Here is a 26,613-nt window from a genome sequence, read left to right as displayed (position 1 = left end):
TCAGGCGGCGGGCACCTCGGCGGTGGTCTGGATCCGGTCCAGAGCCGGCGCGGAGACCGGCGACTTGGCGGTCAGGTACGCCACGAACGCGTCCAGGTCGATCATGCCGGTGACCTGGTTCGTGCCGTCCTTGAGGACGCTGAACCCGTCACCGCCGCCGGCGAGGAAGTTGTTCACCGTGACCCGGTAGGTCGCGGTGTCGGTGACGGGGGCACCGTTGATGGTGAGGCTGCCCCGGACCACCCGGCTGCCGCTGCACGGCGCGCCGGCCGCGGCGGTGGTGCCGTTCGGGTCGACCACGTAGTGCACGGTCGACGAGGCGTACAGCACCCGGGCGACGGTGAACTGCTGCTCCAGCATGCAGTAGAGCTGCGCGCCGGTCAGGTCGAGCGTCACCAGGTTGTTGGCGAACGGCTGCACGGTGAACGCCTCGGCGTAGGTGACCGGGCCGGCGTCGAGGTCGGCGCGGACACCACCGGGGTTCATGAACGCGGCGACCGCGTTCTGCTCGTTGTCGGTGGCGGCGAGCTGGGCGTCGGCGATGATGTTGCCCAGCGGCGACTCACCGGTCTGGTACGTCGGCTTGCCGTTGGCGTCCACCCCGGTCTGGTACAGGTTCTCCGGCGCCTTGGTGATCGCGCTGGTGGTCTCGCCGACCACCTTGTCGGCGACCGGGCCGAGCGCGGTCTTGTACCGGTTGATCAGATCGGTGGTCGCCGGGTCCTTGGCGAGGTCCCGGGTGACCACGACGTTGTTCGCGGCGGCGCGGACCACGTCACCGGTGCGACGGTCGATCTTCAGGTCGATGTCGGTGACAAGGCGACCGAAGGAGCTGGCACTGGTGACCAGCTTGCCGTTGATGTTGCAGTTGTACGCCGCGTGGGTGTGCCCGCTGACGATCACGTCGATGGACGGGTCCATCCGGTTGGCGATGTCGACGATCGGGCCGCTGAAGCCGGTGCAGTCGTTGATGCCGCCGCCGTTCTGCACGCCACCCTCGTGCAGCAGCACGACGATGGACTGCACGCCCTGGCGCTGCAGGATGCGGGCGTACTTGTTGGCGGTGTCCGCCTCGTCGGCGAAGGTGAGGCCGGCGACGCCCTGCTGGCTGACGATGTTCGGGGTGCCCTCCAGGGTCATCCCGATGAAGCCGACCTTGACGCCGTCGACCTTCTTGATGCCGTACGGCGGCAGCAGCGGCTGGCCGGTGGCGGTGCGGAAGGCGTTGGCGGAGAGGTACTGGAACTTGGCGCCCTCGAACGGGGTGCCGTCGGCGCAGCCGTCCACCGGGTGGCAGCCGCCGTTCTGCATGCGCAGCAGCTCGGTGGCGCCCTCGTCGAACTCGTGGTTGCCGACGCTGGTGAACTGGAGCCCGGCGAGGTTCATCTCCTCGATGGTGGGCTCGTCGTGGAAGGCCGCGGAGAGCAGCGGGGAGGCACCGATCAGGTCACCGGCGGCGACCGTGATGGTGTGCTCCTGCTCCTCCTCGGTGGCGCCGCGCAGCTGCTTGAGCTGGGTGGCGAGGTATTCCGCACCGCCGGCGGGCTGCCCGGCGATGGTGCCGCTGGAGCCGGTCGGCGGCTCCAGGTTGCCGTGGAAGTCGTTGATGGCGAGCAGCTTGACGTCGACCGGCTTGGGGCCGGCTTCCGCCTGGCTGGGGTTGACGGCGACCGTGCCGAGCGCGGTCGCGGCGAGTGCGGCCAGGCCGACGAAGGCCCGGCGCATCCCGGGGACGGACATGGAACTCCTCGTGAGGTTCGGCGCGTGGTTGTCCGGGCGATGGTTCGCCCGGGACCCTGATCCGTGCCGTGACAGGGGTTGATCGCGGGTGGCGGCGGTCGGGGGAGACGCCGCCCCGCCGAGGCAAGCTTGCCACCCGTACCGCGATCGGTCGACCGGGACAGTCGATCAGATCCGCCGGTATCGGGGGCGACCTGTACCGGTCTGTCCGACGAGTCGGACATGACGGGCAGGTGAATTCCTTCACGAGCCCCCGCTGTCAGGGGCATGGACTAGAAAGTAGCCATGACGTCTGTCCGGACTACCTGGACGGTGGACTCGGCCCGCTCGGCCGACGGCACCCCCATCGCCTACGAGACGGCCGGTGACGGCCCGCCCATCGTCCTGGTCGGTGGGGCCTTCAACGACCGGTCCACCACCCGCGCGCTGGGCACCGCCCTCTCCGCCGACTTCACCGTGTACGGCTACGACCGTCGTGGGCGGGGCGACAGCGGCGACACCGGACCGTACGCGGTGCAGCGGGAGACCGACGACCTGGCCGCCGTGATCGAGGCGGCCGGCGGCCGGGCGCACGTCTACGGCATCTCGTCCGGCGCGATCCTCGCCGCCGAGGCGGCGGCCGTGGGGCTGCCGGTGACCGGCCTGGCGCTCTTCGAGCCGCCGTTCCGGGTCGACGGGCACGACGGTGGCGCCCCGGCCGATCTCGCGGAGCGGCTGACCGGGCTGGTGTCGGCCGGCCGGCGCGGCGACGCGGTCGCGCTCTTCCTGACCGCCGCGGTCGGGGTGCCCGCCGAGGGCGTCGAGGGGATGCGCCGGTCACCCGGCTGGTCCTGGCTGGAGGGACTGGCCCATACCCTGGCCTACGACTGCACGGTGACCGGCGACGGGGCCCTGCCCACGGCCCGGTTGGCCAGGGTCACCGCGCCGACCGTGGTGGTCGACAGCACGGGAAGCCCGCCGTGGTTGCGGGAAGCGGCCGGCGCGACGGCGGGGGCGATCCCCGGTGCCACGCACCGCAGCGTGCCCGGCGGCTTCCACGACGTGCCGCCGGAGGACCTGGCCGCCGAGATCCGCCGCTTCCTGCTCGACTGAACCCACACCCGGCACAAGGTCGGCTCGGCCGCTCGCTGCCCCGTCGATCCGACACAACGCACACCCGCCACGGGTGGGCTCGTCCCCTTGCTGCCCGGTTAAGCCGGCACAACGCACACCCGGCACGAGGTCGGCTCGGCCGCTTGCTGCCCGGTTGGGCCGAGACCCCGCGCGCACCCGGCACGGGGCCGGCTCCCAGGGACCGGGGAGCCGACCCCGTGGCACCGGCGTGAGGTCGGCGGGAGGCGTCGCCGCCGCCCCACGAGCAGGAGTCGCTCAGGGGTGCCGGCCGAAGGTCGTCGGCCTCCGGTCTGGGGGATGACGCTATAGATTGCAGATGGCAACTGTGAGCCGCTGAGCCTTCCCGTTGGCAAGTATGTCCGCCGGGCGGGTTCCGTCCGGTCCGGACGGGACCAGGAACTGGACCGTCCGGACCGCCCCGGTCAGCCGTCGCGCCCTGCCGGCCACGAGTTCGGCCGGGTCCGTCCACTCCGACCGGTCGGCCGGTTCCGGCTGATCGGCCAGGCGTCGGGTGACCCGATCGACGGCCCCGGGGTGCTGCGGGGTTCGGACCGCGGCGCGGACGCCGGCGCGGGCGGCGGGATCCCGAGGCCAGGTCCCTGATCGAGGCCGCCGGGCAGCCAGCGGCCAGCACGGTCGGCCGGGCGTCGCACCGCAGCCGACCTCGCCCCGGCGTCAGAACCAGCAGGTCTGCCCGGCGGCGTGGCTGACCTGGACGGTGTGGGTGACGCAGCCGCCGTCGGCCAACCGGTGCAGCAGGAAGGCGGTCGGCTCGGCGACCAGCCCGATCTCCTCGTCACCGCTCATCGTCAGCGAGGCCTGCACCCAGGTGCTCGGGGCGGTGGTGAGCACCGTGCCGGCGAACGCCGTGGTCACCGCCCGGTGCAGGTGACCGGCGGTGACGCGTACGACGTGGGGGTGGCGGCCGATCACGGCGGCGAGCGCCTCCCCGTCGGCGAGTCGGATCTCGTCGGCGGCCGGGATGCCGACCGCGACCGGCGGATGGTGCAGGCACACGACGGCGGGCACCTCCGGCCGGCCGGCCAGCACCCCGTCGAGCCAGGTCAGCTGGTCGTCGCCGAGCCGCCCGCCGCTGCCGCCCGGGGTGAGCGAGTCGAGCACCACGACCGTCGCCTCGGCGTGGTCGACGTGGTAGTAGGCCGAGAAGCCGCCACCGAGGTAGGGCGTGCCGCCGAAGGCGTCCAGCAGCGACTCCCGGTCGTCGTGGTTGCCGGCGGCCAGGTGCACCGGCAGCGGGAAGCGGCCGATGATCTCGCGGAGCGCCGCGTACTCGTCGGGGCGGCCGTGGGCGACCAGGTCACCGGTGATCACCACGCACTCCGGTCGTGGTCGCAGGGCGAGCACCCGGCCGAGGGCCCGGTGCAGCCCGGACGCCTGCTCGGCGGCGAGCGGGCCGGTGGTCACGTGCGGGTCGCTGAGCTGGGCGATGAGCATCGACGCCTCCTCGGGACCGGGACCCTCACGCTATCGCCGATCGCCTCCCTCGCGCGGCCCCGCGTCACCCACAGGCCGTGTCCACAGCCTGTGGATAGCACATGTGTACGAAGGTCGGTGAACCCGTCGCTGAGTACCCTTGATCGCGTCAGCCGGCCCCGCCGACGCCCTCCCACCAGGAACGACGTGGATCACGAGCGAGTCATCCGAGACGTCACGGTCCGCCTTCCGATGGCGTCGACCGCCCTGGAGGCATGCCAGTGGACGGTCGCCGCGCTCGCCCGCCACACCCCGGCGACCGTCTCGATCCTGCTGGAGGTCCACGACCGGCTCCGCTGCGTGGCCGCCACCGGCGCGTGGCAGGTCTTCTCCACCGTCCCCCCGAAGGCCGGCATCGTCGGCCGGGTGCACGCCACCGGTACGCCCACCGCCGTCGCCGACGTCACCGCCGACCCGGACTACCTGCCGATCCGCCCGGACGTCAGCACCGAGGTCTGCGTACCGGTGCTGGACCCGGCGGGCCGGCCGATCGGCGTGCTCGACCTCCAGTGGAGCGCCCCGGCCGAGCTGGCGGCGTGGCAGCGGACCGCCGAACGGCTGGCCGCCCGGTTGGGCGCGCGGATCGTGGCGCTCGGCGGCCCACCGGCCGAGAGCCGCAGCGAGAAGCTGCTCCGGCACGCCGCCGCGATGACCTCCGCCCCCACCGACTGGGACCTGATGGCCGCGGCGATCACCGCCGCCCGGGACGTCTCCACCCTCTCCGCCGCCGTGCTGGTGCTCGCCGGTCGACGCGGACCCCGACTCGGTGCGCCGACCAGCGCCCCCGGCGAACTGGAGTCACGGATCCGCGCCGAACTGACCGAGGCCGGCACCGGGCCGCTGGGCCGGTTGATCGCCCGGGCGCACCGGCACGGCTCGGCGTACACGCTGGGCGAGGCGGGGCATCCGCCGACCGACGACTATCTGCCGCTGGCCCGGGCCGGGGCACGCACCCTGGTGGCGGTGCCGGTCGGTCCGCCGGAGGGCGGCGGGGTGCTGCTGGTGGCCGACGAGCGGCTGCTGCGCCCCGACCCGACCACGGTGAACCTGATGGAGCTGCTCGCCGGGCAGGCGTGGACCTGCCTCGACCGGCTGCGCACCCTGGCCCGGCTGCGCGAGCAGGCCAGCTCGGACCCGCTGACCGGGCTGCGGCACACCGGCCCGTTCGGGCAGCGGATCGCGGCGGCCACCCCGGGGCGTACGGCCCTGCTGGCGATCGACGTGGACGGCTTCAAGACCGTCAACGACACGTACGGCCACCAGGCCGGCGACCGGGTGCTGGTGGGGTTGGCCCGGGCGCTGGAGGGGGCGCTGCGCCACGGCGACGAGCTGTACCGGGTGGGCGGCGACGAGTTCGTGGCGGTGATCGAGGTGAGCCGCCCCGACGAGGCCGTCCGGATCGCCGAGCGGCTCACCGAGGCGGCCCGGCGTACCGGCCGGACGATCAGCGTCGGCGTCGCCCTGCCCCGCGCCGGCGAGGCACCCGAACTGACCCTCCGCCGCGCCGACCAGGCCCTCTACGCCGTCAAACGCCAGGGCCGCGACGGCGTCCGCCTCGCCGCCGCCTGACCCACCACCCACCCCACCCGGCCGCCCCGGCCCGCCAGGCCCTCTTTCTCGGAAAGAGTGGCCAATCCCGGCCCGACAGGCCCTCTTTCTCGGAAAGAGTGGCCAATCCCGGCCGGGTAGGCACTCTTTCCGAGAAAGTGCGGGCGGGACGGCGAGGGCGGGGGAACGGCGGGTCCGGGGGTCAGGGGCGGGTGAGGTCCTTGGCGAGGAGTTCGGCGATCTGGGCGGTGTTGAGGGCGGCGCCCTTGCGGAGGTTGTCGCCGGTGACGAAGAGGTCGAGGGCGCGCGGGTCGTCGACGGCGCGGCGGATCCGGCCGACCCAGGAGGGATCGGTGCCGACGGCGTCGATCGGCATCGGGAACTCGCCCGCGGCCGGGTCGTCGACCAGGATCACGCCGGGGGCGTTGCGCAGCGCCTCGCGGGCCCCCTCGGCGTCCACCTCGGTGGCGAAGACCGCGTGCACGGCCACCGAGTGGCCGGTCACCACGGGGACCCGTACGCAGGTGGCGGAGACCTTGAGGTCGGGCAGCCCGAGGATCTTGCGCGACTCGTTGCGCATCTTCAGCTCCTCCGACGACCAGCCGCCGTCGGCGAGCGAGCCGGCCCAGGGCACCACGTTGAGCGCCAGCGGGGCCGGGAACGGGCCCAGCTCGTCGCCGACCGCCTGGCGCACGTCGCCGGTACGCGAGCCGAGCACCCGGTCCCCGGCGATCTTGCCGAGCTGGTCATGCAGCGTGTCCACGCCGGCCTGCCCCGCCCCGGAGGCCGCCTGGTACGACGCGAGGACCAGCTCGCGCAGGCCGTACTCGCGGTGCAGCGGGGCGATCGCCACGATCATCGCCAGGGTGGTGCAGTTGGCGTTGGCGACGATGCCCTTCGGCCGGTGGCGCACCTGCTCGGGGTTGATCTCGGGGACCACCAGCGGCACGTCGCGGTCCATCCGGAAGGCACCGGAGTTGTCCACCGCCACCGCGCCGTGGCGCACCGCGATCGGCGCCCACTCGGCGGAGACCTCGTCGGGCACGTCGAACATGGCCACGTCGACGCCGTCGAACGCCTCGGGGGTGAGGGCCTGGACGGTCAGCGTCTCGCCCCGGCACTGCACCTGCCGGCCCACCGAGCGCGCGGAGGCGAGCAGCCGGATCTCGCCCCAGACGTTGCGCCGGGAGGAGAGCAGCTGGCACATCACCGTGCCGACGGCACCGGTCGCCCCGACCACGGCGAGGGTGGGCAGCGACGCCATCGGGTCAGCGCCCGGTGCCCGCGTAGACCACGGCCTCGGCGTCGCCGCCCAGCTCGAACTGGTCGTGGATGGCCCGGACCGCCTTGTCGAGGTCGGTGTCCCGGCAGACCACGGAGACCCGGATCTCGGAGGTGGAGATCATCTCGATGTTCACGCCGGCCGCGCCGAGGGCGGCGAAGAAGCCGGCCGCGACGCCCGGGTGCGAGCGCATCCCGGCGCCGATCAGGGAGACCTTGCCGACGTGGTCGTCATAGAGCAGGCCCTTGAACTTGACCGACTCCTGGATCTTGCTGAGCGCCGCCATCGCGGTCGGGCCGTCGGTCTTGGGCAGGGTGAACGAGATGTCCGTCCGGCCGGTGCCCTCGGTGGAGACGTTCTGCACGATCATGTCGATGTTGATCTCGGCACCCGCGACGGTGTCGAAGATCTTCGCGGCGGCGCCCGGCTCGTCCGGCACCCCCACGATGGTGATCTTCGCCTCGCTGCGGTCGTGGGCGACCCCGGTGATCAGTGCCTGTTCCACGGGAAGGTCCTCCATCGATCCGGTGACCATGGTGCCGGTGTTGGTCGAGTATGACGAACGGACGTGGATCGGCAACCCCGCGCGCCGGGCGTACTCGACGCTGCGCAGGTGCAGCACCTTGGCGCCGCAGGCGGCCAGCTCCAGCATCTCCTCGTAGGTGATGTGCTTGATGTGCCGCGCGTTCGGCACGATCCGCGGGTCGGCGCTGAAGATGCCGTCCACGTCGGTGTAGATCTCGCAGACGTCGGCGTGCAGGGCGGCGGCGAGCGCCACGGCGGTGGTGTCCGACCCGCCCCGGCCCAGCGTGGTGACGTCCTTGGTGTCCTGCGAGACGCCCTGGAAGCCGGCGACGATGACCACCGAGCCCTCGTCGAGCGCGCCCTTGAGGCGGCCCGGGGTGACGTCGATGATCCGCGCCCGGCCGTGCACCGAGGTGGTGATCACGCCCGCCTGGGAACCGGTGAACGAGCGGGCCTCGTACCCCAGGTTGTGGATGGCCATGGCGAGCAGCGCCATGGAGATCCGCTCCCCGGCGGTGAGCAGCATGTCCAGCTCGCGGCCCGGCGGCAGCGGGCTGACCTGGTTGGCCAGGTCGAGCAGCTCGTCCGTGGTGTCGCCCATCGCGGAGACCACCACAACGACGTCGTCGCCGGCCTTGCGGGCGGCGACGATGCGCTCGGCCACCCGCTTGATCCGCTCGGCGTTGGCGACGGAGGACCCGCCGTACTTCTGCACCACGAGTGCCACGACGGTGCACTCCCTCCCAGCGACGACCCTGAGCGTGCCGCGCGCCGCCGGGTTCGGTCCGGCGGCGCGGGTCAGACCACCTCAGGGTATCGGGCGGCGCGACGCGCCGGGTCGGGTGATCCCACCATCCGGCCCGGGGTGGGGCGGCTCACCAGGCCCGCCGGGGCGTGGCCGGCGGGCCGCGACACGCGGCGACGGCAGCCGACCGGCGGACTCCGGCCGTCGGCCCCGCACCGCAGAATGACCCGGTGCACGCTCATCTTCGCGCGGCCCGGGGGCTGACCGCCGCCCTGGCGATCGCCCTGCCGGCACTCCTCGCCGCCTGCACCACCGACCGGCCCCGGCCCGCCCCGCCGTCGGCCGCCGCCGATCCGGTGCCGGCCGGGGTCGACGCGGCCCGGGACGAGTTGGCCGCGCTCGCCGCCGCCGCCCTCGACCGCCACCTGACCGCCCGGTACACGCTGGTCACGCCGGACAGCCCGGACCGTACGGTGCTGGTGACCAGCGCGAACGACGGCACCTGGCGGGTCGACGTGCCGGCCTGGGGGCTGGGCGGCACGGTGGACGTCTCGCTCGCCACCACCCCGGACGGGCTGTTCCAGTGCGCGCTCCCCTCGCCCGGCCGGCCCGACCCGGCGAGCTGCGTACGCATCGGCGACGCCGACGACACCGTCCCCCGCCGGCTCGATCCCCGGGTGCAGCACCCGTTCACCGACTGGCTGGAGGTGCTCACCGATCGACGCGCCCCGCTGGCGGTCTCCCCCGCGACCGCGCCGGCCGGGGTCTCCGGCGACTGCTACTCGGTGGAGTCGACCTCCGCCTCGTTGAACGCGCCGCTGGACGTGGGGATCTACTGCTACCTGCCGGACGGCACCCCCACCTACGTACGGGCCGCGCTGGGCACCCTGACCCTGGCCGGTACGCCGGGCCCGGGGCCGGCGACGACCCCGCTCGCCGGGCCGACGGTGGAGGGCGAGCCGATCACCGGCACGGCCCCCTCGCCGGGCGACAGTCCGAGCGCGGGAACGTAGCGACGCGATGTCCGGTTACGGGTGGCATTAACCACATCCACCCGGCCCGCCGTAAGCGACGAATCGCCCATCTGGGACGGTCTTCGCATGGCCGACCTCACCCCGCTGCTCGCCTTCCGCTGGAGTCCCCGGGCCTTCGACCCGGCGGCGACCCTCCCCGGCGCGGAGGCGGCCTCCCTGCTGGAGGCCGCCCGCTGGGCCCCCTCGGCCGGCAACGCCCAGCCGTGGCGGTTCGCCCTCGGGCACCGCGACGAGGAGACCTGGAAGCGGATCCTGGTCAACCTGCCCGTTGCCGACCAGCGCTGGGCGCGGCACGCGTCCGCGCTGGTGGTGGGCGCGCACACCGGTGGCGACGCCGAGCGGGCCGCCTACGACCTGGGCCAGGCGATGGCCCACCTGACCGTCCAGGCCACCGCGCTCGGCCTGCACGTGCACCAGCTCGGCCGCTTCGACCGGGCCGGCCTGGCCGCCGAACTCGACCTCGACCCGGGGGTCCGGCCGCTGGTCGTCGCCGCCGTCGGCCGGCTCGGCGACCCGTTCGCGCTCCCCGAGGAGCTGCGGGCCCGGGAGACCGGGCTGCGCCGGCGGCACCCCGTCGCGGCCCTGCTGCTGCGCTGAGGCGGGGTCGGCGGGTTGCGACGCCCATCTCAAACTCCGGACCTGCCTTCCCACCCCCCGTCTCACCACGTAGGGTGACCCTGTCATGTGGCAGGCGTACCTTCTCCTTGGTCGCCGCGACGAGGCCTGACCGGCCGGCACCTCGTCGCGGAGTCGAACCGCGCCGTCCAGCACATCCGAACTTCACCTCGGCACCGCCCGGCACCGCCGCCGCGCACCGCGCCGACACTTCCGATTGCTGACGCCCGAAGTTCCCAGGGAGCACTCCGCCATGGCACAGACCGCCACTGACGCCGAGACCGATCCGATCGCCCGGCAGCGCCCCAGCCGGATGCCGTTCCAGCGCTACCAGCCCTACGACCAGCAGTTCCGGGTCGACCTGCCGGACCGCACCTGGCCCACCCGCCAGGTCGAGGCCGCCCCGCGCTGGTGCGCGGTGGACCTCCGCGACGGCAACCAGGCGCTGATCGACCCGATGTCCCCGGAGCGCAAGCGCCGGATGTTCCAGCTGCTGGTGCAGATGGGCTACAAGGAGATCGAGGTCGGCTTCCCGTCGGCCAGCCAGACCGACTTCGACTTCGTCCGGCAGCTCATCGAGCAGGACCTGGTCCCGGAGGACGTCACCATCCAGGTGCTCACCCAGTGCCGGGAGCACCTGATCGAGCGGACCTTCGAGTCGCTGCGCGGCGCCCGCCGGGCCATCGTGCACTTCTACAACTCGACCTCGACGCTCCAGCGTCGGGTGGTCTTCGGCCTGGACCGGGACGGCATCACCGACATCGCCACCCAGGGCGCCCGGCTCTGCCGGAAGTACGCGGAGATCCACACCCCGGACACCGACATCCACTACGAGTACTCGCCGGAGTCGTACACGGGCACCGAGCTGGAGTACGCGCTGGAGGTGTGCGGCAAGGTCATCGAGGTGATCGACCCGACCCCGGACCGGAAGCTGATCATCAACCTGCCGGCCACCGTCGAGATGGCCATGCCGAACGTCTACGCCGACTCGATCGAGTGGATGCACCGCCGCCTGCCCCGCCGGGACAGCCTGGTGCTGAGCCTGCACCCGCACAACGACCGGGGCACCGGCGTGGCCGCCGCCGAGCTGGGGCTGCTGGCCGGCGCCGACCGGATCGAGGGCTGCCTCTTCGGCAACGGCGAGCGGACCGGCAACGTCGACCTGGTCACCCTGGGCCTGAACCTCTTCTCCCAGGGCATCGACCCGATGATCGACTTCTCGAACATCGACGAGGTCAAGCGCGCCGTCGAGTACTGCAACCAGCTGCCGGTGCACGAGCGTCACCCGTACGCGGGCGACCTGGTCTACACCGCCTTCTCCGGCTCCCACCAGGACGCCATCAAGAAGGGCTTCGAGGCGCTGGCGAAGGATGCGGCGGCGGCCGGGGTGCCGATCGACCGGCACACCTGGGCGGTGCCCTACCTGCCCATCGACCCGAAGGACCTGGGCCGCACCTACGAGGCGGTCATCCGGGTCAACTCGCAGTCCGGCAAGGGCGGCGTCGCGTACATCATGAAGTCGGAGCACCAGCTCGACCTGCCGCGCCGGCTCCAGATCGAGTTCTCCGGCGTCGTGCAGCAGGTCACCGACCACGACGGCGGCGAAATCGAGCCGGGCACCATGTGGGAGATCTTCGCCCGCAACTACCTGCTGGACCACCAGGTCGACCCGGCCGTCACCCTGGCCGGCTACACCATCGGCACCGTCGACGGCAAGGTCGAGATCGAGGCCGAGGTCGGTTCCGCTGGCGAGCGCCGGTCGCTCACCGCGGTCGGCAACGGCCCGATCGACGCGTACGTCAACGCGCTGGGGGCCCTGGGCGTGGCGGTACGGGTGCTCGACTACCACGAGCACGCCCTCTCCTCCGGTGGTGACGCGCAGGCCGCCGCGTACGTGGAGTGCGAGGTGGACGGTCGGACGGTGTGGGGCGTCGGCACGGACGCCAACATCGTCACCGCCTCGGTGAAGGCGGTCACCAGCGCCGTCAACCGCGCCCGAAGCTGAGCCCCGCGAAGCAGGAGCCCCCGGTCAGCCCGGGGGCTCCTGCTTCACCGGCCGGTGGATGAGCAGGGCGGCCATCACGGCGGCGACGAGCAGCAGCCCGGCGCACCACAGGAGCGCCCCCCGGTACGCGTCGGTCAGCGCGCCCCGCTGCTCGTACCCGGTGCCGGAGAGGCCGACGAGCAGCGGCAGCGCGGCCACCGCCAGCAGGCTCCCGGCCCGGGAGGCGGCGTTGTTGAATCCGCTCGCCACCCCGGCGAACCGGTCGGCGACGGCGGCCAGCACCGAGGCGGTCAGCGGCGCCACCACCAGCGTCAGCCCCACTCCGAACAGGAGCACCCCCGGCAGCACGTCCACCCAGTACGACGCCCCCGGCGCGACCCGGCGCAGCAGCAGCAGGCCGACCGCGGCGATCACCGGGCCGACGGTGAGCGGCAGCCGGGGACCGATCCGGGCCGACAGCGCCCCCGCCCGGGACGAACCGAGCAGCAGCAGCACCGTCATCGGCACGGTCGCCAGGCCGGTGAGCAGGGCCGACCAGCCGACCACGTTCTGCAGATAGACCGCGAGGAAGAAGCTGAACCCGGCGAGTGCCGCGTACACCCCCACGGTGAAGATGTTGAGCACCGAGAAGAGCCGGCTGGTGAAGAGGCCGGTGGGGAGCATGGCGGTGTCCCCGCGACGCCGTTCCACCAGCACGAAGACCACCGCGGCGACCAACCCGACCAGCGCCGAGGCCAGCACCGGCAGGGAGCCGACGCCGCGCGCCGGGGCGTCGATCAGGGCGTACGTGACGCCGCCGAGGCCGACCGCGCCGAGCAGCGCCCCGGCCACGTCGAAGCGCCGCCGCCCCGCCCCGGTACGGGAGACGTCCTCGTCCCGGCTCTCCGGCACCCAGCGCAGCCCGGCGAGCACCACCCCGACGGCCAGCGGCACGTTGATGAAGAAGATCCACCGCCAGGAGAGCGCGTCGATCAGCCACCCGCCCAGCAGCGGGCCGAGCGCGGTGGAGACGCCGGAGAGGCCGGCCCAGGTGCCGATCGCCCGCCCCCGGTCGTCCGGGTGGAAGCTGGCCTGGAGGACGGCGAGCGAACCCGGGGTGAGCAGGGCGCCGCCCGCGCCCTGGAGGAAGCGGGCGGCGACCAGCCAGCCGGTGCCCTGGGCCAGTCCGCAGAGCACGGAGGCGGCGGCGAACCAGATCACCCCCAGCAGGAAGACCCGACGGCGGCCGAACCGGTCGCCGAGTGCCCCGCCGAGCAGCACGAACGCGGCGAGCATCAGCAGGTAGCCGTTGACCGTCCACTGAAGATCGGCGACGGTCGCGCCGAGTTCGGCGCCGAGCCGCGGCAGGGCGACGTTGACGACGGTGGTGTCCAGGAAGACCATGCCGGAGGCGAGGATCGCGGCCAGCAGGGTGCCTCGCGCGGCGGCGGTGCCCGTCCGGAGCGCGGGCGCGGGTGAGGTCATGACTACCAACTCTGCCCGGGATCCACTCCCGACGCCACGAATCAGAGAAACCGCGCCGGGGTACTGTGCGGGATCGCCGGGAGCCCGCAAGCTGGAGAGGTGTCGTCTGTGCGTACCAGATCAGGAGCCCGCACCGCGGGGGTGGCCGCGCTCGTCGCGGCGCTGGCCCTCGGCGTCGCCGGTTGTGACCCGGCCGTCGAGCCGGATGCGCCGCCGCCGAGCGGAGGCAACGTCACCCAGGAGCTCGGTGAGCTGACCGTCGCCGCCGCCGGGTCCATGAAGGGCTACAGCCGGACCCGGTTCCCGCACTGGCGGGACACCGGCAAGAACTGCGACGTGCGGGACAGCGTGCTCCAGCGGGACGGCGAGAGCATCAAGCTCTCCGGCTGCAACGTGGTGGGCGGGCGCTGGGAGAGCGCCTACGACGGCCGGGTCTTCACCGACCCGTCGGACGTGGACATCGACCACGTGGTGCCGCTGGCCAACGCGTGGCGCTCGGGCGCCGACGAGTGGGACGACTCGAAGCGCGGCGACTTCGCCAACGACCTGACCCGGCCGCAGCTCATCGCGGTTTCCCTGACCTCCAACCGGGCAAAGGGTGACCAGGACCCGTCCCAGTGGAAACCGGCGAACCGGTCGTACTGGTGCCAGTACGCCGCGGACTGGGTGACGGTCAAGCACTACTGGCGGCTGACGGTGACCAGTGCCGAGAAGGCCGCCCTCACCGACATGTTGGAGGGCTGCACATGGGCGAGCAAGCGGTGAGCGGGGCCGGGGGGACACCCGCGCCGGAGCAGACACCGACCGCCGCCGGGAAGGACGCGACGCCGGCCACCGGCGCCACGTCGGCGGGGATGACCGCGGACGGCACGCCGGCGGCACCCGCCGACGTCTCCGGGGCCGGCATGGCCGCCGACACCGCCCCGGCCGGGGCCGCACCGGCTGCGGCACCCGCCGGGGGTACGCAGCAGCGCACCGCCGACATCACCCCGGGGCCGGGCGGCGTGATGACCGACGAGGTCGGGGTGGTGACCGGCGAGCTGACCCTGCGCACGGAGTACGCCGACGGCCAGGTCACCCTGCACGTGCAGTACAAGGACGCCGACGAGTGGTACGTGGTGACCGGCGGGAAGGCGGCGCTGGCCGACGCGGGCGACCTGGACGCCGTGCACGGCATCGCGGTCGCCCTGCTCCACCGCCCCGAGGGCTGAGCTGCGCCGAGGCCCCCTTCCCGGGATCGGGAAGGGGGCCTCGTGCCGTGGTCACGGGGTCGGGATCAGCTCACCGGTGTCGCCCGGCGCCGCGCCGTCGTCCGGGCGGACCAGCGTCGGCTCCACCTCGTGCGGCCGGATCCGGCCGGCCGCGATGTCCTCCGCGTAGTGGCAGGCCACCCGGTGTCCGTCGAGCACGTCGCGCAGCGCCGGCCGCTCGTCGGCGCAGCGGGTCGGCTGCGCCCACGGGCATCGGGTGTGGAACCGGCACCCGGCCGGCGGGTTCGTCGGCGAGGGCAGGTCGCCGGCGAGCAGGATCCGCTCGCGGCGGTCCTCCACCAGCGGGTCCGGCACCGGCACCGCCGACATCAGCGCCTTCGTGTACGGGTGCATCGGCTCCCGGTAGAGGTCGTCGCTGGACGCCTCCTCCACCAGACCGCCGAGGTACATCACCCCGACCGTGTCGGCGATGTGCCGGACCACCGCCAGGTCGTGGGCGATGATCAGGTACGTCAGGCCGCGCTCGTTCTGGATGTCCTCCAGCAGGTTGAGCACCTGCGCCTGGATCGACACGTCCAGCGCCGAGACCGGCTCGTCGGCCACGATCAGGTCCGGGTCGAGCACCAGGGCCCGGGCGATCCCGATGCGCTGCCGCTGGCCGCCGGAGAACTCGTGCGGATACTTGCTGAGCGCCGAGGCGGGCAGGCCGACGGCGTCCAGGGCGTCCCGCAGGCGCTTGGCGGTGGCCGCCTTGTCGTCGGCGAGGCCGTGCGCCTTGAGCCCCTCGACCAGCAGCGACTCCACCGACTGGCGGGGGTCGAGGCTGGACAGCGGGTCCTGGAAGATCATCTGCATCCGGCGGCGGGCCTTGCGCATCGACTCGCCCTTGAGCGAGCGGACGTCCGTGCCGTCGAAGACGATCTCACCGTCGGTCGGCTCGACCAGCCGCAGCAGGCCCCGGCCGAGCGTGGACTTGCCGCAGCCCGACTCGCCCACCAGCCCGTACGTCTCACCCGCGTTGATCGACAGCGAGACGCCGTCGACGGCGTAGACGTAGCCGACGGTGCGGTCGAAGAGCACACCGCTCTTGATCGGGAAGTGGACCTTGACGTCGCGCAGTTCGACCAGTGGTCCGGTCCGCTCGGTCACGCTACCGCCACCTCCTCCGAAACAGGGTTGTTGCAGCGCAGGTCGCCGCCGGTCGCGGTGGGTTCGAGCGGGGGCGTGCCCTCCAGGCAGGCGTCCACCACGTTGTCGCAGCGGGGCGCGAAGGCGCACCCCTCGCCCCACGGGATGTTGTCGGCCACCGAGCCGCGGATGGCGTGCAGCCGCTCGCCCCGGGGCGAGTCCAGCCGCGGCACCGAGTTGAGCAGCCCGTGCGTGTACGGGTGGCGCGGCTGGGCGAACAGGTCGTGCCGGGCGGCCCGCTCGACGACCTTGCCGCCGTAGAGCACGTTGACCGTGTCGCAGAGGCCGGCCACCACGCCCAGGTCGTGCGTGATCATGATGAGGGCGGTGCCGGTCTCGTCGACCAGCTGCTTGAGCAGGGTGAGGATCTGCGCCTGGATGGTCACGTCCAGCGCGGTGGTCGGCTCGTCGGCGATCAGCAGCCGCGGCTTGCAGGCCAGCGCGATGGCGATCAGGGCGCGCTGCCGCATGCCGCCGGAGATCTGGTGCGGGTATTCCTTGAGCCGCCGCATCGGGTCGGGGATGCCGACCGCGTCGAGCAGTTCCCGGGACTCCTTGAGGGCGGCGCTGCGCTTCATGCCCCGGTGCCGCTCCAGCACCTCGGCGACCTGGACACCGATCGGGACGACCGGGTTCAGCGAGGAGAGCGGGTCCTGGAAGATCATGCCGATGTCCCGGCCCCGCCGGTCCCGCAGGTCGTCGGGGCGCAGCCGCAGCAGGTCGGTGCCGTCGAAGCTCACCTCACCGGTGACCTTGTTGCCCCGCTTGGGCAGCAGGCCCATGATCGCCAAGCTGGTCACGCTCTTGCCGCAGCCGGACTCGCCGACCAGGCCCACGGTCTGGCCCGGCTCCACACTGAAACTGACCTTGTCGACCGCGGTGAACGGCCGCTCACCGCGTCGCTGGAACACCACGCTCAGATCGCGTACGTCGAGCAGGCTCATCGGGTCACTTCCTCACTGCGCTGGTGCGTGGTTCCCATCGCCGTCACCGCCGGTTCTTCGGGTCGATCGCCTCGCGCATCGCCTCACCGAGCAGGGTGAAGCCGAGCGCGACGATGATGATCGCGGCAGCCGGGTAGTAGGCCAGCTCGGGCCGGACCTCGAAGTACCGCTGACCGTCCACGCCGAGCATCAGGCCCCACTCGGCGCGGTTGATGTCCGGGTCGCCGAGGCCGAGGAAGGAGAGCGACGCCGCCTCCAGGATGGCGGTGGAGAGGGTGAGCGTGGCCTGCACGATCACCGCGGTCATCGCGTTGGGCAGCATGTGCCGCAGCACGATGGACCGCTGCTTCACGCCGAGCGCCCGGGCGGCCAGCACGTGGTCGCTCTCCCGCTGGGCCAGCATCGAGCCGCGCAGCAGCCGGGCGAAGATCGGCACGTTGACGATCGCCACCGCGAAGATGACCGTCCACTGGCTGGACCGGCTGGCCATGGCGACCAGGCTGATCGCCAGCAGCAGGGCGGGCAGGGCCAGCATCACGTCGGTGAACCGCATCAGGATGTTGTCGACCCAGCCGCCGAAGGCGCCGGCCAGCGCGCCGATCAGCACGCCCAGGGCCAGACCGATCATGGTGGCCACCACGCCGACGAAGAGCGTCTGCTGGCTGCCGTAGATCATGCGGGAGAGGAAGTCACGACCGAGCGGGTCGGAGCCGAGCGGGAAGTCGCCGGTGGCGCCGGGGATGTTGTCGACAGTCAGGTTGCGGGTCAGCTCGTCGAAGCGCTGCGCCGGGTCGTGCGGCGCGAGCAGCGGCGCGAAGATCGCGATCAGGACGAAGAGCGCGACGATCGACGCGCCGACGATGGCGACCGGGTTGCGCCGCAGCCGGCGGAACGCGTCCCGGACGAGGCTCACGCCCCCCTTGTCAGCGCTGGCCCGGGCCAGCGCGTCCAGCCGCTCCTTCTTCCGCTCGCCGAGCAGCGCGATGTTGCGCGGCGTCACGCCCTCGCGCTTCTCCTCGACGCCCGGCCCGTCGGCCGGAGTCAGGTCGGACTCGGGCAGGCCGGATTCGTCCCGCGGAGTCGGCACGTTGGGCCGGGTGATCGGGTCGCTCATGCGGCCACCTCGCTTCGCTCGGCGGCCGCACGGGGCTCCGCCACGCTGTGCTTGATCATTCGCTCGCGATGCTCGCTCATCGCACACGCACCCTCGGGTCGATGAAGGCGTAGGAGACGTCGACCAGGAGGTTGACCACCACGAAGACCAGTGCGGCCAGCAGGATCAGCGCCTGGAGCACCGGGTAGTCCCGGCCACCGCTGATCGAGTCGTAGATCAGGGTGCCGAGGCCGCCCCAGTTGTAGACCTTCTCGGTGAGCACCGCGCCGGAGAGCAGCGCGCCGGTCTGCAGACCGATCGTGGTGACCACCGGCAGCAGGGCGTTGCGCAGGATGTGCCGGCCCCGGATGGTCTTGTGCCGCAGGCCCTTGGCCTCGGCCGTCCGGACGTAGTCCTCGTTGAGCACGTCCAGCACGCTGGCCCGGGTGATCCGGACGATCACCGCCAGCGGGATGGTGGCGAGCGTGACCGCCGGCAGGACCAGGTGCCAGAGCGCGTCGGCGGTGGCGTCGAACTCCCGGGTCAGCAGCCCGTCGAGGACGAAGAACCCGGTGATCTCGGTGTTGTCCAGACCGGTGCTGAGCCGCCCCGAGGGCGGGAACCAGTGGATGTTCTGGGTGAAGACGTCCTTGAGCAGATAGCCCAGGAAGAAGATGGGGATCGAGATGCCGAGCAGGGTGCCCGCGATGCTCAGGTTGTCCAGCAGCCGCCCGTGGTACCGGGCGGCGAGATAGCCGAGCGGCACGCCGAGCCCGATCGCGATGATCAGGGCGGCCACCGCCAGCTCGATGGTGGCCGGGAAGGCGCGGCCGATCACCTCGGTGACGGCGTCGCCGGAGCGGATGGAGTTGCCGAAGTCGCCGGTCAGGACCCGTTGCATGAACTTGCCGTACTGGACCAGGATCGGCTGGTCGTAGCCGAGCGCCTTGGTCAGCAGCGCGCGCCGCTCGGGGGTGGCGCGCTCACCGAGCAGCGCCTCGATCGGGCCGCCGGGCAGGTTCCGCAGCCAGATGAAGATGAGCGCGGACAGCGCCATCAGGGTCACCACCAGCTGGAGCAGGCGGCGGACTATGACTCGCAACATCTCTCACACCAGATTCTCGATATCAGCGGTTCGGCCCGGGCCGGGGTCTGTGCCCCGGCCCGGGCCGATCCGCGTACGGCGTCAGTGGTTGAGCGTCCTTGTCAGGAGACGCTGACCGTGTTGAAGCGCTCGTCGGTCAGCGGGCTGGCAACCAGACCCTTGACGTTCTTGGCGACCACGATGGCCGGCGGGGCGTGCCAGATCGGGACGGCCGGCAGCCACTTGCTGGCGATGTCCCGGTTGACCTGCTCCCACGCGGCCTTCTTGCCGGCGTCGTCGACGGTGGCGTCGGCCTTGGAGATCGCGTCGAACATCTCGGTCATCGCCTGGTCACCGAACTCGACCTTGCCGCGACCGAAGAAGGTGCCGACGAAGTTGCCCGGGTCGTTGTAGTCGCCGGTCCAACCGAGCAGGTGCAGGTCCTGCTTGCCGAACTGCTGGATGTCGTCCTTGTAGCCACCGTTCCACGGGCGGGCCACACCGTTGACCTTGATGCCGACGGCCTGGAGGTCGTTGGCGAGGACGGTGAAGATCTCCTGCGGGTTCGGCATGTACGGCCGGGTGACGTCGGTCGGGTAGTAGAAGTTCAGGGTCAGACCCTCGGCCCCGGCCTCCTTCAGCAGCTGCTTCGCCTTCTCCGGGTTGTACTCGTACTTCTGCACGTCGTTGGCGTAGCCGGCCACGGTGTCGGGCATGAACTCGTCGGCGACCTTGGTGCCGCCCGGGCCCTTGGTCTGGACGAGCTGCTGACGGTTGAGGGCGTAGGCGATCGCCTGGCGCACCCGCAGGTCCTTCAGCTTCGGGTTCTTCTGGTTGATGCCCAGGTAGAGGATGTTGAACGCCGGCCGGTCGAGGACCTGGAAGCCCTCACCGGAGAGCGCCTTGCGGTCGGCCGGGGCGGGGAAGTCGATGCCCTGGACGGTGCCCGCGCGCAGCTCCTGCTTGCGGGTGTTCTCGTCCGGGATGACCTTGATGACCAGCTTGTCGACCTTGGCCTTCTCGCCCCAGTAGTCGGGGTTGCGCTCCAGGGTGATCTCGTTCTTGGCCTTGTCCCAGCCGCCGAACTTGAACGGGCCGGTGCCGACCGGGTGCTCGTTGGCGAAGGCGCTGTACTCGAAGGAGTCGCCGTTCTGCTTGACCGTGTCGGCGTCGTACTTCTTCAGCGCGTCCGGGCTGGCGATCGAGAGGGCGGTCAGCGCGAAGGCACCGGGGAAGGCGCCCTTGTACTGGTTCATCGTGATGACGGCGGTGCCGTCGTCCTTGGCCTCGCACTTGTTGTAGACCGGCTTGCCGACGCCCTCGGCCTCGTTCTTGGCGAACCCGCCGAACGTGTCCGAGTAGTAGATCATCTGCGACTGGGCGGCGGCGCCCTTCATGTTGTACCAGCGGTCGAAGTTGAAGCAGACCGCTGCGGCGTTGAAGTCGGTGCCGTCGTGGAACTTCACACCCTTGCGCAGGTGGAAGGTCCAGACCTTGCCGCTCTCGTCGTGCTCCCACTTCTCCGCGAGGGCGCCGACGAGGTCCGCCGTGCCCGGCTTGTTCTGCACCAGCGTGTCGTACATCTGCCGGATCGGCCGGAACGACTCACCGTCATCGTTGAAGATCGGGTCGAAGTTCTTGGGGTTGCTGGTGCCCGCGAAGACGAAGGTGCCGCCAGTCTTGGCTCCACCGCTGTCCCCGTCACGCTCGCTCTTCGCGCAGCCGGACGCCCCGACCGCCAGAGCGGCAACGGCCGCGAGGGCCACAGCCGCCTTGAGCCTGCCTGCCTGCATCTCTCACCTCTGTCATGCGCATGACCACGCCGAGTTGTGGCTCAGTCTGTGAGCCGGAGGCTATGACACGACTCACCGAAGCGGAACGCCCGTTAGGCAATCGCTATCAAGCCGACACCAAGCAGTCGGCTCTGACAGCCGTCAGCGGCAGGTGGGAATGACTGTCACAGCCCGGACGGGCCGGCCGGGCGCGGCGGCGCACACGACGGTGCGGCCGCCGCCACGCGAGGTGGCGACGGCCGCACCGGTACGACAGGGGCCCTGCGACGGCTCAGACGGCCCGCCGGCCCTCGAACGCCCGACCCAGGGTGATCTCGTCGGCGTACTCCAGGTCACCGCCGACCGGCAGGCCGCTGGCCAGCCGGGTCACCGAGATGCCCATCGGCTTGACCATCAGGGCCAGATAGGTGGCGGTCGCCTCGCCCTCGGTGTTCGGGTCGGTGGCCAGGATCAACTCGCGTACCGTGCCGCCGCTCAGCCGGGTCATCAGCTCCCGGATGCGCAGGTTGTCCGGCCCGATCCCCTCCAGCGGATTGATCGCGCCACCGAGCACGTGGTAGCGCCCGCGGAACTCACCGGTCCGCTCGATCGCCACGACGTCCTTCGGCTCCTCGACCACACAGAGCACCTCGTCCGTACGGCGGGGGTCGCGGCAGATCCGGCACTGCTCCGACTCCGCCACGTTGTAGCAGGTGGTGCAGAAGCGCACCAGCTCCTTGACCTTGCGCAGCGCGCCGGCCAGCCGGTTGACGTCGGCCGGATCCGCCGACAGGACGTGGAAGGCGATCCGCTGGGCGCTCTTCGGGCCGACGCCCGGCAGCCGTCCCAGCTCGTCGATCAGGTCCTGGATGGCACCCTCGTACATCTGCCGCTCAGAAACCGGGCAGGCCGAGGCCGCCCATGCCGCCGCTGACCGGGCCCATCTTCTTCTCGGTCAGCTCCCGGGCCGCCTCGGCGGCGTTGTGCACGGCCGCGACGACCAGGTCCTCCAGGGTCTCCACGTCCTCCGGGTCGACCGCCTTCGCGTCGATCTTGATCGCCTTCAGTTCGCCGGTGCCGGCGACCGTCGCGGTGACCAGCCCGCCACCGGCGGTCCCGGTCAGCTCCGCCTCGGCCAGCTCGGCCTGGGCCTTGGCGATCTGCTGCTGCATCTTCTGCGCCTGCTTCAGCATCTGCTGCATGTTCGGCTGTCCACCTGGGCGCACGGATGGCTCCTTCTCGCACTCGTCTGCTCGGCCGCGCCCAGCCTAGTCGGCCGGCGGCACCCGTCCTCGGGGTCGTCCGCGCGCCTCAGCGCGCGTCGACCTCGTCGATCTTCTCAGCGCCGAACGCCTCGCGGAGCAGCTGCACCGCCTGCTCCTCGCTCGACTGCCGGGCGGTCCGCTCGTCGATCACCTCGTCCAGCGGCTCGTCGCCCGGGTCGAAGCCCTCGTACGCCGGGGTGGCCGGGGTAGCGGCCGTCGGCGCACCGCCACTCCGCAGCGGCCCGTCGTAGTCCGGGTCGTATGGCGGCTCGCCGGCCCACTCCGCGTCGGCGGTCTTCCGGGCGGCGGGCGCGGTGCGCGGACCCTTGCCGGCCCCGGCGGTCGCCGCGGCCGCCGCCGCGCGGGCCGCCGCGATCGCGCTGCTCACCGGGGGCTGCGGGGACCCGCTCGCCTGCGGTACGACAGGAGCCGCCGTCACGGTCGCCGTGGCGGTGGCGGCGGTCGCCGTGGCCCCACCGGGGCGCGCCGGCTCCGGCCAGTCGGCACCCGCGGTGGCACCGCCGGGGCGGGCCGCTTCCGGCCAATCGCCGTCCCCACCGGCGGCATCACCGGGGCGGGCGGCACCGCCGGGGCGGGCCGGTTCCGGCCAACCCCCGTCATCATCGGCCACGTCGGCGGGGCCGGTTGGCGAGGTGCCGTTCTGGCCACCTCCGGCCGGTCCACCCGGACCGCCGTGCGCGGGGCCGAGCCCGGTCGGCGCACCGCCGGTGGCGGGACCCCCGCCGTTCCGGCTGCCGGGACCATTCGCACCGTCCGGGCCGGACGCCCGACCGGAGTCGGGGCCGCCGGGTGCGGAGCCGCCCGGACCGGAGTCGAGGCCGCCGGGTGTGGATCCGCCGGGTGTGGAGCCGCCCGGACCGGACGAGCCGGCGGAGGAGGCACCGGGAACGGGAGCGCCACCGGTCGGTGGGGGCGCGGTCGGTGGGGGCGCGGTCGCCGGGGCCGGGCGGGCGGTCGACCGGGGTGGTCCGCCGAGGGCGGCGCCACCGCGCTCACCGGCCACCTCGCAGCGGATCTGCCAACGGCCGCCGAACTCCTCGTAGAGCGCCTCGGCCAGGACCGAGGTGTGGTGGGCCATCATCTGGGCGAGGACCGGGGACTTCACGGTCAGCACCAGGGTGTCGCCGTCGATGTCGCGGACCACCGCGTCCCGCATCAGGGCGGCGGCCGGCTTCTTGATCCGGTTGACCTTCGCCACGATGTCCGGCCAGACCCGGCGTACCGCGACCGCGTCCAGCGCGCCGGGGGCGGCGGAGCCGGGCCGGGGCGGCTCGGGGGTGGCCGGATCGGGCATGACGGCGGACGGCGGCACCGCCCGGTGTGCCGGGGTGGCCGGCCCGTTGCTGACCGGGGTGGCCGGCCCGTTGCCCGCCGAACCGGCCGGAGCGGAGCCACCGGGTCGCTCGGTCGGCGAGGGGGCCCCGGCCGCGGCCGGGGCCGGACCGGTGGACGGGGCGGGACGGGAGCCGCCGGGGGTGGCGGTCCGGGAGCCGGCGGCCAGGGCGGCGCGGGCGGCGGCGGCACCGGAGGGGGCGTCGGCAGCCGCCGGCTGGCCGGCGGTCTGCGGGTCGGACGCGGCGGCAGCCGCGGTCGGGGCGGGAGACTCCTGGCGTACCGCAGGGGGGTGGGCGACCGGCGCGGGACCGGCGGCGGCCGGCGGCGGCTCGGACCCACCCAGGGTGAGCCGGCGTTCCATCCGTTCCAGGCGCTGGAGCAGGCCGCCGGTGGAGTCGTCCACGCCGGGCAGCAGCATCCGGGCGCAGATCAGCTCCAGCAGCAGCCGGGGCGCGGTGGTGCCGCGCATCTCGACCAGCCCGTTGTGCACGATGTCCGCGCAGCGGGACAGGGTGGCCGGGCCGAGCTGCTGGGCCTGGGCCGCCATCCGCTCGATCTGGTCGGCCGGGCCGTCGATCAGGCCCTTGGCGGCGGCGTCCGGCACCTGCTGGAGGACGATCAGGTCGCGCAGCCGTTCCAGCAGGTCGGAGGCGAACCGGCGCAGGTCGTGCCCGGCCTCGGCGACCCGGTCGACGGTGGCGTACGCGGCCCTGCCGTCCCCGGCGGCCAGCGCGTCGCACATCTCGTCGATCAGCGCGGAGTCGGTCACGCCGAGCAGCGCGGCGGCCCGGGCGTAGCTGACCCCCTCCGGGCCGGCGCCCGCGATGAGCTGGTCGAGCACGGAGAGGCTGTCCCGCGCGCTGCCACCGCCCGCGCGCACGACGAGGGGGAAGACGGCCGGCTCGACCTTGACGCCTTCCGCCTCGGTGAGCTGCTCCAGGTAGGGGCGCAGCACCTTCGGCGGGATCAGCCGGAACGGGTAGTGGTGGGTCCGCGACTTGATCGTGCCGAGGACCTTCTCCGGCTCGGTGGTGGCGAAGATGAACTTGACGTACTCCGGGGGCTCCTCGACCAGCTTGAGCAGGGCGTTGAAGCCGGCCGACGAGACCATGTGCGCCTCGTCGATGACATAGATCTTGAAGCGACTGTTGGCCGGCGCGAAGAACGCCTTCTCGCGCAGCTCACGGGCGTCGTCGACGCCGCCGTGGCTGGCCGCGTCGATCTCGATGACGTCGATCGAGCCGGCGCCGTCGGTGGCCAGCGAGCGGCAGGACTCACACCGCCCGCACGGCTCGGGGGTCGGGCCCTGCTCGCAGTTGAGCGAGCGGGCCAGGATCCGGGCGCTGGAGGTCTTGCCGCAGCCGCGGGGGCCGGAGAAGAGGTACGCGTGGTTGAGCCGCCCGCTGCGCAGCGCCTGCGACAGCGGCTCGGTGACGTGCTCCTGCCCGATGAGCTCGGCGAACGTCCGGGGCCGGTACTTGCGGTAAAGGGCCAGTGCCACCCGTCCCGCCTCCTCTCGACCGAGCCATTCTGCGCCGGTCAGGCGCGGGTGACCACCCACCACCCCGTGACCTGACCCGCAGGGACGTTACCGGCACCCGGAGACAGAAAGGCCCCCCGTGCACCCGTCAGAGCCCGCTTATCCTTGCTGCCTTCCGGCCCTGGGGAGGTTCACGAGATGCACGCCGCACGGGGGGTGCCGCCAAGCCTACCCGACCCGGCGTGGATCTTCAGGGGGTGGTGGGGTGGCCGGCCGTCACGGGACCTGTATCCTGGCTCGCGGAGGATTCGCCTAGAGGCCTAGGGCGCACGCTTGGAAAGCGTGTTGGGTTAACACCCTCACGAGTTCGAATCTCGTATCCTCCGCTCGCGTGAGCAGCACGAACGACAGGGCCGGCCCCCACGGGGACCGGCCCTGAGTCGTCTCTACGGTCGCTGCCGTCTCAGTTGTCGTCTCACTTGCGGCTGCCCATCCGGCCTGACCGCAGGTCCGCCCACCCTCCTGAGGGAGGGCAGTAGGACGCCCGAAGCAGTCCGCCGAGCCGCCGGGGGCGACAGCCGCCCGTAGGGCAGCTACCAGGAGCGCCAATTCACCCTCGCCGCGAGGTATATGGCGGGCTCCCCTACTGACTGGCGCTCGAAGCCGGGAGCGTGCTACCTAAGGGGTTGTCGGTGACAACCGTTTACTTGTCACCGACAATGGCCACTTAGCTTGAGACCCCGCAACTCAGAGACCTCTTCATCTCAGTCGCACACGCTGTCCGGCGCTGGATGCGAACCATACGCAAAATAGGAAGCGGCGCCCGAGCTCGTCCCTCGGGCGCCGCCATGCTCCCTACCCATCAGCAAGCAGGAGCCACTGTGCAGCCTAGCGACTTGGAACAGTACTCGGAAGACCTCTGGAACCTCCAAAACATGAGACCGCGCCGCCCAATAACGGTCAGAAACTTTGTCATTGCTGTCGCCACCGCTGCCGCGTCGTATCTGGTCTACCGGCGCACTGGAGACGAACTTCTCACCCTCGCCAGCCTGCCCATCATCCAGGGCTTTCTTTGCTACTGGCTTGCCCAGTGAGTTGACGCGACAAGGACCAGGGAATCAGGTTTCTTCATGGAAGACTGGGTTGTTCGAATTGTTTTTCCTAGCACGCCAGATGCGCTCAGGGCATCCAAGGCGCGAAACGATCGGCTAGCTTTGGACTGGAAGTTCGTGGAGCGCCGAACGGGCGCGACCCTTGTGGCAACGCAGACACTACGTCGCAGAACGGCATCGTCTGCGCTCGCCAAAGCCGCGCGGATGGTGGAGTGGATTCAGCGGGTCGCGGAAGCAGAGATCGACCCTATTTCCGTTTCCGTTCACCCGGACGGCACGCCGGAACAGGTCCCAGAACTTGTGACGCTGGCCGAGATTGCCGTTCAACTAGGCGTTTCGAGGCAACGGGTACAGCAGCTGTCGAAGCAGACGTGGTTTCCGCCGCCTGTCGCCAGGACCAAGAGCGGGCCAATCTACACCCTTGCAGACGCAATGCAGCTTCAACGCGTAAGGGAAACCAAGAAGGGTAACAGTTACGGGCGACAAAGCGCCGATTAGTCGGTCGAACATCCTGGCTAGGGTGGGCTTGGTGGGCCAGCCGAA

The 26,613-nt window shown here is 72.1% G+C and carries 21 protein-coding genes, 1 tRNA gene, 1 other RNA gene and 1 pseudogene; 10 read left to right on the top strand and 14 right to left on the bottom strand.

Annotated elements, in window-relative coordinates:
- Entirely contained in the window at positions 1–1,740 is a 1,740-nt protein-coding gene (locus tag ABUL08_RS24955) for a bifunctional metallophosphatase/5'-nucleotidase (RefSeq protein WP_350932408.1), read from the bottom strand.
- Between the two features lie 285 nt (positions 1,741–2,025).
- On the opposite strand from ABUL08_RS24955, the gene ABUL08_RS24950 reads away from it, so the two are divergent.
- Positions 2,026–2,832, top strand: a complete 807-nt coding sequence (locus ABUL08_RS24950; RefSeq protein WP_350932407.1) for an alpha/beta fold hydrolase — start codon at positions 2,026–2,028, stop codon at positions 2,830–2,832.
- Positions 2,833–3,528: 696 nt separating this feature from the next.
- Here the strand turns inward: ABUL08_RS24950 and ABUL08_RS24945 are convergent.
- On the bottom strand, positions 3,529–4,308 hold the full coding sequence (locus tag ABUL08_RS24945; protein WP_350932406.1) for a phosphodiesterase: 780 nt from the start codon (positions 4,306–4,308) through the stop codon (positions 3,529–3,531).
- 231 nt (positions 4,309–4,539) lie between these two features.
- Here ABUL08_RS24945 and ABUL08_RS24940 point away from each other — a divergent pair, with 231 nt between their 5' ends.
- Entirely contained in the window at positions 4,540–5,916 is a 1,377-nt protein-coding gene (locus tag ABUL08_RS24940) for a GGDEF domain-containing protein (protein WP_377521864.1), read from the top strand.
- 181 nt (positions 5,917–6,097) lie between these two features.
- On the opposite strand, the gene ABUL08_RS24935 is transcribed toward ABUL08_RS24940, so the two are convergent.
- Together ABUL08_RS24935 and ABUL08_RS24930 are read right to left on the bottom strand one after the other, a co-directional pair.
- Positions 6,098–7,159, bottom strand: coding sequence for an aspartate-semialdehyde dehydrogenase (locus ABUL08_RS24935; RefSeq protein WP_350932403.1), 1,062 nt, complete (start codon positions 7,157–7,159; stop codon positions 6,098–6,100).
- A 4-nt stretch (positions 7,160–7,163) separates the two neighbouring features.
- Positions 7,164–8,429 carry an aspartate kinase gene (locus tag ABUL08_RS24930; RefSeq protein ID WP_350932402.1) on the bottom strand — a complete coding sequence of 422 codons (1,266 nt, stop codon included), beginning with the start codon at positions 8,427–8,429 and terminating at the stop codon, positions 7,164–7,166.
- A 248-nt stretch (positions 8,430–8,677) separates the two neighbouring features.
- Between ABUL08_RS24930 and ABUL08_RS24925 the strand changes: the two genes are divergently transcribed.
- The 3 genes and pseudogenes from ABUL08_RS24925 to leuA all read left to right on the top strand — a co-directional run bounded on the left by ABUL08_RS24925 (position 8,678) and on the right by leuA (position 12,101).
- Positions 8,678–9,460 (top strand): hypothetical protein, encoded by a 783-nt coding sequence (locus ABUL08_RS24925; protein WP_350932401.1) that lies wholly within the window; start codon positions 8,678–8,680, stop codon positions 9,458–9,460.
- 87 nt (positions 9,461–9,547) lie between these two features.
- Positions 9,548–10,072, top strand: a pseudogene (locus ABUL08_RS24920) (nitroreductase family protein); the annotation flags it as partial.
- A gap of 277 nt (positions 10,073–10,349) precedes the next feature.
- Positions 10,350–12,101, top strand: a complete 1,752-nt coding sequence (gene leuA, locus ABUL08_RS24915) for a 2-isopropylmalate synthase (protein ID WP_350932400.1) — start codon at positions 10,350–10,352, stop codon at positions 12,099–12,101.
- A gap of 24 nt (positions 12,102–12,125) precedes the next feature.
- On the opposite strand, the gene ABUL08_RS24910 is transcribed toward leuA, so the two are convergent.
- Positions 12,126–13,565 carry an MFS transporter gene (locus tag ABUL08_RS24910; protein ID WP_350932399.1) on the bottom strand — a complete coding sequence of 480 codons (1,440 nt, stop codon included), beginning with the start codon at positions 13,563–13,565 and terminating at the stop codon, positions 12,126–12,128.
- Between the two features lie 108 nt (positions 13,566–13,673).
- Between ABUL08_RS24910 and ABUL08_RS24905 the strand changes: the two genes are divergently transcribed.
- Both ABUL08_RS24905 and ABUL08_RS24900 read left to right on the top strand, forming a co-directional pair.
- Positions 13,674–14,330: an HNH endonuclease family protein gene (locus tag ABUL08_RS24905; protein ID WP_350932398.1), complete on the top strand. Its 657-nt coding sequence runs from the start codon at positions 13,674–13,676 to the stop codon at positions 14,328–14,330.
- Positions 14,312–14,776 carry a hypothetical protein gene (locus ABUL08_RS24900; RefSeq protein WP_350932397.1) on the top strand — a complete coding sequence of 155 codons (465 nt, stop codon included), beginning with the start codon at positions 14,312–14,314 and terminating at the stop codon, positions 14,774–14,776. Before ABUL08_RS24905 ends, ABUL08_RS24900 begins: the two co-directional genes overlap by 19 nt.
- A gap of 51 nt (positions 14,777–14,827) precedes the next feature.
- Here ABUL08_RS24900 and ABUL08_RS24895 read toward each other — a convergent pair whose 3' ends face one another.
- The 9 genes from ABUL08_RS24895 to ffs form a co-directional block, all read right to left on the bottom strand.
- Positions 14,828–15,925 carry an ABC transporter ATP-binding protein gene (locus ABUL08_RS24895; RefSeq protein WP_350932396.1) on the bottom strand — a complete coding sequence of 366 codons (1,098 nt, stop codon included), beginning with the start codon at positions 15,923–15,925 and terminating at the stop codon, positions 14,828–14,830.
- On the bottom strand, positions 15,922–16,908 hold the full coding sequence (locus ABUL08_RS24890; RefSeq protein WP_350932395.1) for an ABC transporter ATP-binding protein: 987 nt from the start codon (positions 16,906–16,908) through the stop codon (positions 15,922–15,924). The genes ABUL08_RS24895 and ABUL08_RS24890 overlap by 4 nt, the downstream gene beginning before the upstream one ends.
- A gap of 43 nt (positions 16,909–16,951) precedes the next feature.
- Positions 16,952–18,022 (bottom strand): ABC transporter permease, encoded by a 1,071-nt coding sequence (locus tag ABUL08_RS24885; protein WP_350932394.1) that lies wholly within the window; start codon positions 18,020–18,022, stop codon positions 16,952–16,954.
- A 76-nt stretch (positions 18,023–18,098) separates the two neighbouring features.
- Complete coding sequence (locus ABUL08_RS24880) at positions 18,099–19,106, bottom strand: ABC transporter permease (protein ID WP_350932393.1); 1,008 nt, start codon at positions 19,104–19,106, stop codon at positions 18,099–18,101.
- Positions 19,107–19,207: 101 nt separating this feature from the next.
- Complete coding sequence (locus ABUL08_RS24875; RefSeq protein WP_350932391.1) at positions 19,208–20,878, bottom strand: ABC transporter substrate-binding protein; 1,671 nt, start codon at positions 20,876–20,878, stop codon at positions 19,208–19,210.
- A 271-nt stretch (positions 20,879–21,149) separates the two neighbouring features.
- On the bottom strand, positions 21,150–21,743 hold the full coding sequence (recR, locus tag ABUL08_RS24870) for a recombination mediator RecR (RefSeq protein WP_350932390.1): 594 nt from the start codon (positions 21,741–21,743) through the stop codon (positions 21,150–21,152).
- Positions 21,744–21,750: 7 nt separating this feature from the next.
- Positions 21,751–22,059 carry a YbaB/EbfC family nucleoid-associated protein gene (locus ABUL08_RS24865; protein WP_350932389.1) on the bottom strand — a complete coding sequence of 103 codons (309 nt, stop codon included), beginning with the start codon at positions 22,057–22,059 and terminating at the stop codon, positions 21,751–21,753.
- Positions 22,060–22,168: 109 nt separating this feature from the next.
- Positions 22,169–24,979 (bottom strand): DNA polymerase III subunit gamma and tau, encoded by a 2,811-nt coding sequence (locus tag ABUL08_RS24860; protein WP_350932388.1) that lies wholly within the window; start codon positions 24,977–24,979, stop codon positions 22,169–22,171.
- A 107-nt stretch (positions 24,980–25,086) separates the two neighbouring features.
- Positions 25,087–25,177, bottom strand: an RNA gene (gene ffs, locus ABUL08_RS24855) — signal recognition particle sRNA small type.
- Positions 25,178–25,259: 82 nt separating this feature from the next.
- On the opposite strand from ffs, the gene ABUL08_RS24850 reads away from it, so the two are divergent.
- The 3 genes from ABUL08_RS24850 (at position 25,260) to ABUL08_RS24840 (ending at position 26,568) form a co-directional block, all read left to right on the top strand.
- Positions 25,260–25,344, top strand: a tRNA-Ser gene (locus ABUL08_RS24850).
- Between the two features lie 510 nt (positions 25,345–25,854).
- Positions 25,855–26,052, top strand: a complete 198-nt coding sequence (locus ABUL08_RS24845) for a hypothetical protein (RefSeq protein ID WP_350932387.1) — start codon at positions 25,855–25,857, stop codon at positions 26,050–26,052.
- Positions 26,053–26,088: 36 nt separating this feature from the next.
- Entirely contained in the window at positions 26,089–26,568 is a 480-nt protein-coding gene (locus ABUL08_RS24840; RefSeq protein WP_350932386.1) for a hypothetical protein, read from the top strand.
- Positions 26,569–26,613: the final 45 nt, after the last annotated feature.

Source organism: Micromonospora sp. CCTCC AA 2012012, from assembly GCF_040499845.1.
GTDB lineage: Bacteria > Actinomycetota > Actinomycetes > Mycobacteriales > Micromonosporaceae > Micromonospora > Micromonospora mangrovi.
Note: the sequence above shows the minus strand (reverse complement) of the source record. Positions and strands in the feature narration are given on the sequence as shown.

What these genes read in the sequence shown, in the direction of transcription:
- ABUL08_RS24955 (WP_350932408.1), bottom strand. Translation starts at nt 1,740, where the DNA reads ATGTCCGTCCCCGGGATGCGCCGGGCCTTCGTCGGCCTGGCCGCACTC.
- ABUL08_RS24950 (WP_350932407.1), top strand. Translation starts at nt 2,026, where the DNA reads ATGACGTCTGTCCGGACTACCTGGACGGTGGACTCGGCCCGCTCGGCC.
- ABUL08_RS24945 (WP_350932406.1), bottom strand. Translation starts at nt 4,308, where the DNA reads ATGCTCATCGCCCAGCTCAGCGACCCGCACGTGACCACCGGCCCGCTC.
- ABUL08_RS24940 (WP_377521864.1), top strand. Translation starts at nt 4,540, where the DNA reads ATGGCGTCGACCGCCCTGGAGGCATGCCAGTGGACGGTCGCCGCGCTC.
- ABUL08_RS24935 (WP_350932403.1), bottom strand. Translation starts at nt 7,159, where the DNA reads ATGGCGTCGCTGCCCACCCTCGCCGTGGTCGGGGCGACCGGTGCCGTC.
- leuA (WP_350932400.1), top strand. Translation starts at nt 10,350, where the DNA reads ATGGCACAGACCGCCACTGACGCCGAGACCGATCCGATCGCCCGGCAG.
- ABUL08_RS24910 (WP_350932399.1), bottom strand. Translation starts at nt 13,565, where the DNA reads ATGACCTCACCCGCGCCCGCGCTCCGGACGGGCACCGCCGCCGCGCGA.
- ABUL08_RS24900 (WP_350932397.1), top strand. Translation starts at nt 14,312, where the DNA reads ATGGGCGAGCAAGCGGTGAGCGGGGCCGGGGGGACACCCGCGCCGGAG.
- ABUL08_RS24890 (WP_350932395.1), bottom strand. Translation starts at nt 16,908, where the DNA reads ATGAGCCTGCTCGACGTACGCGATCTGAGCGTGGTGTTCCAGCGACGC.
- ABUL08_RS24885 (WP_350932394.1), bottom strand. Translation starts at nt 18,022, where the DNA reads ATGAGCGACCCGATCACCCGGCCCAACGTGCCGACTCCGCGGGACGAA.
- ABUL08_RS24880 (WP_350932393.1), bottom strand. Translation starts at nt 19,106, where the DNA reads ATGTTGCGAGTCATAGTCCGCCGCCTGCTCCAGCTGGTGGTGACCCTG.
- ABUL08_RS24875 (WP_350932391.1), bottom strand. Translation starts at nt 20,878, where the DNA reads ATGCAGGCAGGCAGGCTCAAGGCGGCTGTGGCCCTCGCGGCCGTTGCC.
- recR (WP_350932390.1), bottom strand. Translation starts at nt 21,743, where the DNA reads ATGTACGAGGGTGCCATCCAGGACCTGATCGACGAGCTGGGACGGCTG.
- ABUL08_RS24865 (WP_350932389.1), bottom strand. Translation starts at nt 22,059, where the DNA reads ATGCAGCAGATGCTGAAGCAGGCGCAGAAGATGCAGCAGCAGATCGCC.
- ABUL08_RS24840 (WP_350932386.1), top strand. Translation starts at nt 26,089, where the DNA reads ATGGAAGACTGGGTTGTTCGAATTGTTTTTCCTAGCACGCCAGATGCG.